The 12216-nt window shown below is 67.3% G+C and carries 8 protein-coding genes; 1 reads left to right on the forward strand and 7 read right to left on the reverse strand.

What is annotated here, in order from left to right; all coding sequences use genetic code 11:
- Nucleotides 1-4: 4 nt before the first annotated feature.
- The 3 genes from rpsG to M8J74_RS04335 all read right to left on the reverse strand — a co-directional run bounded on the left by rpsG (nucleotide 5) and on the right by M8J74_RS04335 (nucleotide 1777).
- A complete protein-coding gene (gene rpsG, locus M8J74_RS04325; protein WP_003992340.1) occupies nucleotides 5-475 on the reverse strand; it encodes a 30S ribosomal protein S7 in 471 nt (156 codons plus the stop codon).
- 2 nt (nucleotides 476-477) lie between these two features.
- Nucleotides 478-849 (reverse strand): 30S ribosomal protein S12, encoded by a 372-nt coding sequence (rpsL, locus tag M8J74_RS04330; RefSeq protein WP_003948652.1) that lies wholly within the window; start codon nucleotides 847-849, stop codon nucleotides 478-480.
- 340 nt (nucleotides 850-1189) lie between these two features.
- Nucleotides 1190-1777: a DUF1707 and DUF4190 domain-containing protein gene (locus tag M8J74_RS04335; RefSeq protein WP_372500110.1), complete on the reverse strand. Its 588-nt coding sequence runs from the start codon at nucleotides 1775-1777 to the stop codon at nucleotides 1190-1192.
- A 173-nt stretch (nucleotides 1778-1950) separates the two neighbouring features.
- Here M8J74_RS04335 and M8J74_RS04340 point away from each other — a divergent pair, with 173 nt between their 5' ends.
- The gene (locus M8J74_RS04340) at nucleotides 1951-2988 is read left to right on the forward strand and encodes a hypothetical protein (RefSeq protein WP_249835131.1); all 1038 of its coding nucleotides are present in this window, start codon (nucleotides 1951-1953) and stop codon (nucleotides 2986-2988) included.
- Nucleotides 2989-3012: 24 nt separating this feature from the next.
- Here M8J74_RS04340 and M8J74_RS04345 read toward each other — a convergent pair whose 3' ends face one another.
- The 4 genes from M8J74_RS04345 to rplJ all read right to left on the reverse strand — a co-directional run bounded on the left by M8J74_RS04345 (nucleotide 3013) and on the right by rplJ (nucleotide 12062).
- Nucleotides 3013-6912, reverse strand: a complete 3900-nt coding sequence (locus M8J74_RS04345) for a DNA-directed RNA polymerase subunit beta' (RefSeq protein WP_249835132.1) — start codon at nucleotides 6910-6912, stop codon at nucleotides 3013-3015.
- A 101-nt stretch (nucleotides 6913-7013) separates the two neighbouring features.
- Nucleotides 7014-10499, reverse strand: a complete 3486-nt coding sequence (gene rpoB, locus M8J74_RS04350) for a DNA-directed RNA polymerase subunit beta (RefSeq protein WP_249835133.1) — start codon at nucleotides 10497-10499, stop codon at nucleotides 7014-7016.
- A gap of 525 nt (nucleotides 10500-11024) precedes the next feature.
- Nucleotides 11025-11408 carry a 50S ribosomal protein L7/L12 gene (gene rplL, locus M8J74_RS04355; protein ID WP_093499670.1) on the reverse strand — a complete coding sequence of 128 codons (384 nt, stop codon included), beginning with the start codon at nucleotides 11406-11408 and terminating at the stop codon, nucleotides 11025-11027.
- 123 nt (nucleotides 11409-11531) lie between these two features.
- Nucleotides 11532-12062: a 50S ribosomal protein L10 gene (rplJ, locus tag M8J74_RS04360; protein WP_058923775.1), complete on the reverse strand. Its 531-nt coding sequence runs from the start codon at nucleotides 12060-12062 to the stop codon at nucleotides 11532-11534.
- Nucleotides 12063-12216: the final 154 nt, after the last annotated feature.

Here is a 12216-nt window from a genome sequence, read left to right on the forward strand (position 1 = left end):
GCGACTACCAGCGGTAGTGCGCGAAGGCCTTGTTGGACTCGGCCATCTTGTGGGTGTCCTCGCGCTTCTTCACAGCGGCACCGAGGCCGTTGGACGCGTCGAGAAGCTCGTTGAGCAGACGCTCGGTCATGGTCTTCTCGCGACGGGCGCGGGAGTAACCAACCAGCCAGCGCAGCGCGAGCGTGTTGGCACGACCGGGCTTGACCTCGATCGGAACCTGGTACGTCGCACCACCGACACGGCGGGACTTGACCTCGAGGGTCGGCTTGATGTTCTCCAGTGCGCGCTTCAGCGTGATGATCGGGTCGTTGCCCGTCTTCTCACGCAGACCCTCCATGGCACCGTAGACGATGCGCTCGGCGGTGGAGCGCTTGCCGTTCAGCAGCACCTTGTTGATGAGGGAGGTCACCAGAGGAGAACCGTAGACCGGGTCGATGATGACCGGGCGCTTCGGGGCGGGGCCCTTACGAGGCATTCTTACTTCTCCTTCTTGGCGCCGTAACGGCTGCGAGCCTGCTTGCGGTTCTTGACACCCTGGGTGTCGAGCGAGCCGCGGATGATCTTGTAGCGAACACCCGGCAGGTCCTTCACACGGCCGCCGCGCACGAGCACGATGGAGTGCTCCTGCAGGTTGTGTCCCTCACCCGGAATGTAAGCGGTGACCTCGATCCCGCTGGTCAGACGCACACGCGCGACCTTACGCAGGGCCGAGTTCGGCTTCTTCGGGGTGGTCGTGAACACACGCGTGCAGACGCCACGACGCTGAGGGGAACCCTCGAGTGCGGGCGTCTTGTTCTTCTCGACCTTGTCCTGCCGGCCCTTACGGACCAGCTGCTGGATCGTAGGCACTACTTCTCCGGTTTCTGTGTGCCGAATGGTGAAGCTAACCTGGAACTTCGCCGACCCACGCGGTCGGGTGTGTCGAATCCGGCGGACTCCCGCCGCGAGGCGAAAACAGCGCAGATTACGGTGGCCGGTCTTGACTCGCTATGCGGTTGATGACACGCACAAGAGCCAGGGCACACCCCAGGCACAAGGTCTGAGCGTACCTACCTCAAACGCTACGGTCAAAACAAATGGGCCTCACCCGCATCGCCATGCGGAGCATGTCAAGACCCTGCACCGTGGTTGATCTTCGATTCCACGCCCCGGACCCCTGCCGCGGCCACGTCACCGCAGCTCAAGCCTCTTATGCCCCGGCGACCGCCGCCGCGATGAGGATCGTGATCATGAGCGCCCATCCGGCGACCGACAACCAGCCCAGCGCCAGCCCGGTCACCGCCATCCCGTCGCCGCGCTCGCCGGTGCGCTGCATCTCACTGCGGGCGGTGTGCCCGAGGATGACCGCGGGAAGCCCGGTGAGCCCGGCCGTGAAGAACGTGAGCACCCCGCAGACCAGGGAACCGACGGCCTTGGCGTTCGTGGGCGCCGGGGCCGGCAGGAAGGTGTGGGGCACGGGTCCGACGGGCGGACTGTTGACCGGCATGGGCCCCTGCGGCAGGTCGGCCACCAGCAGCGCCAGCTCCCCCACCGTGCGCGCCTCGTAGGCCCGCGCGACCCGCCGCTCGAACTCGGCGTGCTGCAACCGCCCCTCGCCGTACCCGGCTCTGAGCACGTCGACGGCCCGCTCCCGCTCCGCGTGCGAGGCGAGCATGGAGGGAGTGGCCTGGGCCTGCCACGGCTGCGGAACGCCTTGTCCCGACTGCCACGGCTGCCATGGCGTCGGCTGTGACTGCGACACGTGCGCCTCCCCCCAAAAGCGAATCAACGCCTCCATCATCCTCTAACGCGCTGTTTCCGGCACCGGTTCCCGGACGGACGCATCTCCTTCGGGCCGTTGCCGGAGCCCGGCAACAAGCACCTACCCGATGTGGTACGCCTCACCCCTGACACGCACCCCGGTGCCCGCCCCACGATGGTCCGAGGCAACACACGGGGTGGGGGGGAAAGATGGCCGCAGGCGGAGCTTCGTGGGGACGGTCCCTGGGCTACGGACTGCTCAGCGGGACGGCCGTCTTCGCCCTGCTCGTCCTCGTCCTCGGCCTGCTGCCGGTCGGCGACGGCGGGGTCGCGCTCCTCCTGTACGTCGCCCTGGTGGTGCCGCCGGCCCTGGCGGCCCGCCGCTTCGCCCCCGCGCCGAAACGCGCCCCGGCCCTGCCGAGGACGCCCCTGGAGAAGCGGCCCACCGCCGCTCAGGCCGCCGACCGGGCCGTCACGTCGTACGGCGAGCTCCTCCGCCTGGAGACCTACCGGCCCGGCCCCGGAGCCGACCCCGACGACCTCACCGCCTACCGCACCGCCCTCGACGTGTACGACGAGGCGAAGCGCAGCGCCCCCGCCCGGGTGCCGGAGCTGCTGGAACGCGGCCGGGCCGCCCTGGACCGCCTGGACGCCGCCCGCCTCGCGGGCACCGACATCACCTGGATCCGCGGCACAGGCGACACCCGGGTGCAGGTGCCCGCCCCGGGCGAGGGCCCGGCACTGCTGGTCTTCGAGACCGACGACCGGCACGGCGGCTTCCGCGTGTACGAGGGCGGCGGCCGGGGCGTACGCCCGCGGGAACTGCTCGCTGTCGGGTACGAGGAGTGGGGCCCCGCACCGGGGAAGGCCCGGCTGCTGGTGCCCGGCCGGCGCGGCGGGCGGCTGCTGCTGCTGCTGGACGTCCGCGCGCCGGGCCCCTGGCGGCTCGCCCTGCGCCCGCCCGGCGAGATCCGGCGGCTGGAGAAGGGGCTGCCGCTGAGCGGACAGGGCATCGAGACGGTGCTCAAGGACGAGGGCTGCCGCCTGGTCGAGTTCGAGCACCGCGCCAGGGGCCCGTTCACGCTCCACGCCCTCACCCGCACCCACCGCCCCGGCCCCCTGCTCGCCGAGGGCCACGACAGCGCCCGCCTGACGGTGGCAGTGCCGCAGTCCTGCTCCGCGCTCCGAGTGGACGCCACCGGCGAATGGCGGCTGCGCACGCCGAAGGGCGGCCACCCCACGGGGTGACCGCCCTTCGTGTTGACCTACGCCTTACTGGTTGTACGGACCGTAGTCGTAGTCCTCCAGCGGGACGGCCTGGCCGGAGCCGGTGCCGAACGGCGAGTAGTCGATGTCGTCGTAGCCGACGGCCGAGTACATCGCGGCCTTGGCCTCCTCGGTCGGCTCGACCCGGATGTTGCGGTAGCGGGACAGGCCCGTACCGGCCGGGATGAGCTTACCGATGATGACGTTCTCCTTGAGGCCGATGAGGCTGTCGGACTTGGCGTTGATCGCCGCGTCCGTCAGGACTCGGGTCGTCTCCTGGAAGGAGGCGGCCGACAGCCAGGATTCCGTCGCCAGCGAGGCCTTGGTGATACCCATCAGCTGCGGACGACCGGAGGCCGGGTGACCGCCCTCCTGGACCACACGACGGTTCTCGGTCTCGAACTTCGAGCGCTCGACCAGCTCGCCGGGCAGCAGCTCGGCGTCGCCGGACTCGATGATCGTCACACGGCGCAGCATCTGCCGGATGATGATCTCGATGTGCTTGTCGTGGATCGACACACCCTGCGAGTTGTAGACCTTCTGGACCTCGCCGACCAGGTGGACCTGGACGGCACGCTGGCCCAGGATGCGCAGCACGTCGTGCGGGTTGGTGGCACCCACGGTGAGCTTCTGGCCCACCTCGACGTGCTCGCCCTCGCTGACCAGGAGTCGGGCGCGCTTCGAGATCGGGTACGCCGTCTCGTCGCTGCCGTCGTCCGGCGTGATGACGATCTTCTTGGTCTTCTCGGTCTCCTCGATCCGGACACGGCCGGAGGCCTCGGAGATCGGGGCGACACCCTTCGGAGTACGGGCCTCGAAGAGCTCGACGACACGCGGCAGACCCTGGGTGATGTCGTCACCGGCCACACCACCGGTGTGGAAGGTACGCATCGTCAGCTGGGTACCGGGCTCACCGATGGACTGGGCGGCGATGATGCCGACCGCCTCACCGATGTCGACCAGCTTGCCGGTGGCCAGGGAGCGGCCGTAGCACATGGCGCAGGTGCCGACCTGGGACTCACAGGTCAGGATCGAGCGGGTCTTGACCTCCTCGACACCGTGGTGCACGAGCTGGTCGATGAGCACGTCGCCCAGGTCCACGTTGGCCGGCGCGATCACCTTGCCGTCGATGACGACGTCCTCGGCGAGCATGCGGGCGTAGACGCTGGTCTCGACGTCGTCCGCCTTGCGCAGCACACCGTCGGCGCCGCGGTTGGCGATCCGCAGCTTCAGACCGCGCTCGGTGCCGCAGTCCTCCTCGCGGATGATGACGTCCTGCGAGACGTCCACCAGACGACGGGTCAGGTAACCCGAGTCGGCGGTACGCAGGGCGGTGTCCGCCAGACCCTTACGGGCACCGTGCGTGGAGATGAAGTACTCCAGCACGGACAGGCCCTCACGGAAGGACGCCTTGATCGGACGCGGGATGGTCTCGTTCTTCGCGTTCGACACCAGACCACGCATACCGGCGATCTGCCGCATCTGCATCATGTTTCCTCGGGCACCCGAGTCAACCATCATGAAGATGGGGTTCGTCTTGGGGAAGTTCTCGTTCATCGCCTCGGCGACCTCGTTGGTCGCCTTGGTCCAGATCGCGATGAGCTCCTGCGTGCGCTCTTCCTTGGTGATCAGACCGCGCTCGTACTGCTTCTGGACCTTCTCGTCCTGCGCCTCGTAGCCCTTGACGATCTCCTTCTTCGCCTCGGGAACGACGACGTCGGAGATGGCCACGGTGACGCCGGAACGGGTCGCCCAGTAGAAGCCGGCCGCCTTCAGGTTGTCGAGCGTCGCCGCCACGATGACCTTGGGGTAGCGCTCGGCCAGGTCGTTGACGATCTCGGAGAGCTGCTTCTTGCCCACCGAGTAGTCGACGAACGGGTAGTCCTCGGGCAGCAGCTCGTTGAAGAGCGCGCGGCCCAGGGTGGTGCGCAGGCGGAAGGTGTCCCCCTGCTGCCACTCCGGCTCGCCCTCCTCCTGCGCCGGCGGGGTCCAGCCGCGCGGCGGGATGGTGCCCACCGGGAAGCGGATGTCCACGGCCGACTGCAGCGCGAGCTCGCCGGCGTCGAACGCCATGATCGCCTCGGCCGTGGAGCCGAAGGACCGGCCCTCGCCCTTGGTGTCGCGCAGCTCGCCGTCGGTGGTGAGGAAGAACAGACCGAGGACCATGTCCTGGGTCGGCATCGTCACCGGACGGCCGTCGGCGGGCTTGAGGATGTTGTTCGAGGACAGCATCAGGATGCGGGCCTCGGCCTGCGCCTCCGCGGACAGCGGCAGGTGCACGGCCATCTGGTCACCGTCGAAGTCCGCGTTGAACGCGGTGCAGACGAGCGGGTGGATCTGGATGGCCTTGCCCTCGACCAGCTGCGGCTCGAAGGCCTGGATGCCGAGGCGGTGCAGGGTGGGAGCACGGTTCAGCAGAACCGGGTGCTCGGCGATGACCTCTTCGAGGACGTCGTACACGACCGTGCGGCCGCGCTCCACCATGCGCTTGGCGCTCTTGATGTTCTGCGCGTGGTTCAGGTCGACCAGGCGCTTCATCACGAACGGCTTGAAGAGCTCCAGGGCCATGGCCTTGGGCAGACCGCACTGGTGCAGCTTCAGCTGCGGGCCGACGACGATGACGGAACGCGCCGAGTAGTCGACTCGCTTGCCGAGCAGGTTCTGACGGAATCGGCCCTGCTTGCCCTTCAGCATGTCGCTGAGGGACTTCAGCGGACGGTTGCCGGGGCCCGTCACCGGGCGACCACGACGGCCGTTGTCGAAGAGGGCGTCGACCGCCTCCTGGAGCATGCGCTTCTCGTTGTTGACGATGATCTCGGGGGCACCGAGGTCGAGAAGGCGCTTCAGGCGGTTGTTGCGGTTGATCACGCGGCGGTACAGGTCGTTCAGGTCGGAGGTCGCGAAGCGGCCACCGTCCAGCTGCACCATCGGGCGAAGGTCCGGCGGGATGACCGGCACGCAGTCGAGCACCATGCCCTTGGGGCTGTTGCTGGTCTGCAGGAACGCGGAGACGACCTTCAGGCGCTTGAGCGCACGGGTCTTCTTCTGGCCCTTGCCGGTACGGATGATCTCGCGGAGGCGCTCGGCCTCCTCGTCCAGGTCGAAGGACTCCAGGCGCTTCTGCAGCGCCGCGGCACCCATCGAGCCGTCGAAGTACGTGCCGAAGCGGTCACGCAGCTCGCGGTAGAGGAGCTCGTCGCCCTCCAGGTCCTGGACCTTGAGGTTCTTGAACCGGGTCCACACCTCGTCGAGACGGTCGATCTCGCGCTGCGAACGGTCGCGCAGCTGCTTCATCTCGCGCTCGGCACCCTCGCGCACCTTGCGGCGCACGTCGGCCTTGGCGCCCTCGGCCTCGAGCTCGGCCAGGTCGGACTCGAGCTTCTTGGCGCGGGCCTCCAGGTCGGAGTCGCGGCGGTTCTCGATCTGCTGCCGCTCGACCGAGACGTGCGCCTCCAGGGAGGGCAGGTCGCGGGTACGGCGCTCCTCGTCGACGTACGTGATCATGTACGCCGCGAAGTAGATGACCTTCTCCAGGTCCTTCGGGGCCAGGTCGAGCAGGTAGCCCAGACGCGACGGGACGCCCTTGAAGTACCAGATGTGCGTGACGGGGGCGGCCAGTTCGATGTGGCCCATCCGCTCGCGGCGCACCTTGGCGCGAGTCACCTCGACGCCGCAGCGCTCACAGATGATGCCCTTGAACCGGACACGCTTGTACTTGCCGCAGTAGCACTCCCAGTCCCGGGTCGGACCGAAGATCTTCTCGCAGAAGAGTCCGTCCTTTTCCGGCTTGAGGGTGCGGTAGTTGATGGTCTCGGGCTTCTTGACCTCGCCGTGGCTCCACTGACGGATGTCGTCAGCCGTGGCCAGACCGATCCGGAGCTCATCGAAGAAGTTGACGTCGAGCACTATGCGTCAATCCCTCTCAGGGTTGTAAGTCTTGGGGTCTGAAACGGGGGTCCTGGGGCCGGCCGGAGGTTCCTCACCAGTTCCTCCGGCCGAAACTCCCGTCAGACCTCTTCGACGCTGCTCGGCTCGCGCCGGGACAGGTCGATGCCGAGCTCCTCCGCAGCGCGGAAGACGTCCTCGTCGGTGTCACGCATCTCGATGGACATACCGTCGCTGGACAGCACCTCCACGTTCAGGCAGAGCGACTGCATCTCCTTGATGAGCACCTTGAAGGACTCGGGGATGCCGGGCTCGGGGATGTTCTCGCCCTTGACGATGGCCTCGTAGACCTTCACGCGGCCGGTGACGTCGTCGGACTTGATGGTCAGCAGTTCCTGGAGGGCGTACGCGGCGCCGTAAGCCTCCAGCGCCCACACCTCCATCTCACCGAAGCGCTGGCCACCGAACTGCGCCTTACCACCCAGCGGCTGCTGGGTGATCATCGAGTACGGGCCGGTCGAGCGGGCGTGCAGCTTGTCGTCGACCAGGTGGTGCAGCTTCAGGATGTACATGTAGCCGATCGAGATCGGGTCCGGGAACGGCTCACCGCTACGGCCGTCGAACAGCCGCGCCTTGCCGGTCGGCTGCACCATGCGCTCGCCGTCGCGGTTCGGGATGGTGTGCTGCAGCAGACCCGCGAGCTCGTCCTCGCGCGCACCGTCGAAGACGGGGGTCGCGACGTTCGTGCCCGGGTCGACCTGGTCGGCGCCGATCGCCTGGAGGCGCTGCGCCCACTCCTCGCCGAGGCCGGAGACGTCCCAGCCGCGGCTGGCGAGCCAGCCGAGGTGGATCTCCAGGACCTGTCCCGGGTTCATTCGGGACGGGACACCCAGCGGGTTGAGGATGATGTCGACCGGGGTGCCGTCCTCCAGGAACGGCATGTCCTCGATCGGCAGGATCTTGGAGATGACACCCTTGTTGCCGTGACGGCCGGCGAGCTTGTCACCGTCGGTGATCTTGCGCTTCTGCGCGACGTAGACACGCACCAGCTGGTTCACACCGGGGGGAAGCTCGTCGCCCTCCTCGCGGTCGAAGACGCGGACGCCGATGACCTTGCCGGTCTCGCCGTGCGGCACCTTCAGCGAGGTGTCACGGACCTCACGGGCCTTCTCACCGAAGATCGCGCGCAGCAGGCGCTCCTCCGGCGTCAGCTCGGTCTCACCCTTGGGCGTGACCTTGCCGACGAGGATGTCGCCGGCGATGACCTCGGCGCCGATGCGGATGATGCCGCGCTCGTCGAGGTCGGCGAGGACCTCCTCGGAGACGTTCGGGATGTCCCGGGTGATCTCCTCGGGGCCGAGCTTGGTGTCACGGGCGTCGACCTCGTGCTCCTCGATGTGGATCGAGGAGAGGACGTCGTCCTGCACGAGGCGCTGCGACAGGATGATCGCGTCCTCGTAGTTGTGACCCTCCCACGGCATGAACGCGACCAGCAGGTTCTTGCCGAGGGCCATCTCGCCGTTCTGCGTGGCGGGACCGTCGGCGAGGACCTGGCCGGTGATGATCCGGTCGCCCTCGTTGACGATGACCTTCTGGTTGACCGAGGTGCCCTGGTTGGAGCGCGAGAACTTCGCCAGGCGGTACGTGATGTACGTGCCGTCGTCGTTGGCGGTGGTGATGTAGTCCGCGGAGACCTCCTGGACCACACCGTCCTTCTCGGCCTTGACCACGTCACCGGCGTCGACGGCGGAGCGGTACTCCATGCCGGTGCCGACGAGCGGGGCCTCGCTCTTGATCAGCGGCACGGCCTGGCGCATCATGTTCGCGCCCATGAGGGCACGGTTGGCGTCGTCGTGCTCGAGGAAGGGAATCATGGCGGTCGCGACCGACACCATCTGGCGCGGCGAGACGTCCATGTAGTCCACGTCGTCACCGGCGACGTAGTCGACCTCGCCGCCACGGCGGCGGACCAGCACGCGGTTCTCGGCGAACCGCATGTCGTCGGAGAGCGTGGCGTTGGCCTGCGCGATGACGAAGCGGTCCTCCTCGTCGGCGGTCAGGTAGTCCACCTCGTCGGTGACCTGGCCGTCGACGACCTTGCGGTACGGGGTCTCGACGAAACCGAACGCGTTGACCCGGCCGTAGGAGGCGAGCGAGCCGATCAGACCGATGTTCGGGCCTTCAGGGGTCTCGATCGGGCACATGCGGCCGTAGTGCGAGGGGTGCACGTCACGGACCTCGAAGCCGGCCCGCTCACGGGAGAGACCACCCGGGCCAAGAGCCGACAGACGGCGCTTGTGGGTGAGACCCGACAGCGGGTTGTTCTGGTCCATGAACTGCGACAGCTGGCTGGTGCCGAAGAACTCCTTGATGGAGGCGACGACCGGCCGGATGTTGATCAGGGTCTGCGGCGTGATCGCCTCGACGTCCTGCGTGGTCATGCGCTCGCGGACGACGCGCTCCATACGAGCCAGACCCGTGCGGACCTGGTTCTGGATGAGCTCGCCGACGCTGCGCAGACGACGGTTGCCGAAGTGGTCGATGTCGTCGGTCTCGACGACGATCGTCGTGCCGTTGTCCCCGGCGGTCTCGGTCTCACCGGCGTGCAGCTTCACCAGGTACTTGATCGTCGAGATGATGTCCTCGACGGTCAGGATGCCCGCGTCCAGCGGAGCGTCCGCACCCAGCTTCTTGTTGACCTTGTAGCGGCCGACCTTGGCCAGGTCGTAGCGCTTGGGGTTGAAGTAGAGGTTCTCGAGCAGCGTCTGCGCGGCCTCACGCGTGGGCGGCTCGCCCGGACGCAGCTTGCGGTAGATGTCGAGCAGCGCGTCGTCCTGGCCCTGGGTGTGGTCCTTCTCCAGGGTGGCGCGCATCGACTCGTACTCGCCGAACTCCTCGAGGATCTGCTCGGTGGTCCAGCCGAGCGCCTTCAGAAGGACGGTGACGGACTGCTTGCGCTTGCGGTCGATACGGACACCGACCATGTCGCGCTTGTCGATCTCCATCTCCAGCCAGGCACCCCGGGAGGGGATGATCTTGGCGGAGAAGATGTCCTTGTCGGACGTCTTGTCGATGGAGGAGTCGAAGTAGACGCCGGGCGAGCGGACCAGCTGGGACACCACGACACGCTCGGTGCCGTTGATGACGAAGGTGCCCTTGTTGGTCATGAGCGGGAAGTCGCCCATGAAGACCGTCTGGGACTTGATCTCGCCGGTCTCGTTGTTGGTGAACTCCGCCGTCACGAAGAGCGGGGCGGCGTACGTGAAGTCGCGCTCCTTGCACTCGTCGATGCTGTTCTTCGGCGGCTCGAAGCGGTGGTCGCGGAACGTCAGCGACATCGACCCGGAGAAGTCCTCGATCGGGGAGATCTCCTCGAAGATCTCCTCCAGACCGGACTTGGTGGGGACGTCCTGACCGGACTCCAGAGCCTCCTCGACCCGACTCTGCCAAGCGGTGTTGCCGAGCAGCCAGTCAAAGCTCTCGGTCTGCAGCGCGAGCAGGTTGGGAACCTCGAGGGGCTCCTTGATCTTTGCAAAGGAGATGCGCAGCGGGGCGGTGCTGGCGCCGTTGTTCATATTCGCGTTCGAGGCAGTGCGCGAGGCGGCCAAGAGGGGGTCCTTCCGAGGGCTCGGACTCACTACGCGCTCCCCGGCCCCTCACCCCACACAAGCGACAGGAATCCCAGGTCAGGGATGGTCCGGTCGTAGGTGCCGAGGCGAGGGCAGACCCCTGGTGACGGGCAGGGGACAGCTAACAGGCAGCGCAAAGGGTCAGTGTAGCCACTTGGCGCACTGATGTCCAGCCCCGATTTTCTGTGACCCTCGTTGTCCTCAACGCCCTCGGCATGCTTGCCCTCAACGCACGTTGATACTGCCCTCTTCGTCGCCGATCCATGCCTCGGATTCGGACCGTTCTGGCGACGCGTCCTGAGAATTGCGCGCTGCGTGCGGTTCGTCAAGGCCCCGTAGCCCGAACCGGGGCCGCCGGGAGACACGACGAAGATCACCATACCCCTCGTGCACGAGGCCGCAAGGCAACCGTGGCCACGCCTCCAGGAACGCCGAAGAGCGACCACCCGGATGGATGATCGCTCCTCAGCGCTTGAGCGTTACAGGTCCTTCGGACCCGTGGTGTTACTTGACCTCGACGGAGGCGCCGGCGCCCTTGAGGGACTCGGCGGCCTTCTCGGCAGCGTCCTTGGCGACCTTCTCGAGGACGGGCTTCGGGGCGCCGTCCACGAGGTCCTTGGCCTCCTTCAGACCCAGGGAGGTCAGCTCACGCACGACCTTGATGACCTGGATCTTCTTGTCGCCGGCACCGGTGAGGATGACGTCGAACTCGTCCTTCTCCTCCTCGACCGGGGCGGCGGCGGCCGGACCGGCCGGGCCCGCGACGGCAACCGCGGCGGCGGCGGTGACGTCGAACTTCTCCTCGAAGGCCTTCACGAACTCGGAGAGCTGGATGAGGGTCATGCCCTCGAACTCGGCGAGCAGTTCGTCCTGGGTGAGAGCCACGATGGCTTTCCTTCCACTAATTTCGGCTGGTGCCGTGATGTACATGTCTGGCGGGCGTACGTTCGGCCCGCTACGACCGTTGCCTCGGGCGGACTGCCTCAGGCGGCGGTCATGATGCGAGCCGAGTTACTCGGCACCGCCCTGCTCGTCCTGCTTGGCGCGAAGCGCGTCCACGGTGCGGACGAGCTTCGACGGGAGCGCCTGGAAGACCTGAGCAGCCTGCGTCTGCTTGCCCTTCAGGGCGCCCGCCAGCTTGGCGAGCAGAACCTCGCGGGACTCGAGGTCCGCAAGCTTCTTGATCTCGTCGGCGGACATCGCCTTGCCGTCAAGGACACCGCCCTTGATGACGAGGTTCGGGTTGTCCTTGGCGAAGTCACGAAGACCCTTCGCCGACTCCACCGGGTCACCGGTGACGAAGGCGACCGCCGTCGGACCGTTGAACAGGTCGTCGAGCGTCGTGATCCCGGCCTCGTTGGCCGCAATCTTGGTCAGCGTGTTCTTCACCACGGCGTACTGGGCGTTCTCACCGAGCGAACGGCGCAGCGTCTTGAGCTGCGCCACGGTGAGACCCCGGTACTCGGTCAGCACAGCGGCGTTCGAGCTGCGGAACTGCTCCGTCAGCTCGGCTACCGCGGCAGCCTTGTCGGGCCTTGCCATAGAGCGTCGGCCTCCTTCCGGGTGATGGGACCGCGCGGAAGGGACTAAGAAAACGAAACGCCCCGGCGCAGGCGCACGGGGCGTAGCTCGACCGGAGTTTCCCTTGGACAGGGGCGCACCGGGAGCACTTCCACAGTCACCTGCGCGGGTCGTC

This window comes from Streptomyces panaciradicis (assembly GCF_023516615.1).
Lineage (GTDB): Bacteria > Actinomycetota > Actinomycetes > Streptomycetales > Streptomycetaceae > Streptomyces > Streptomyces panaciradicis.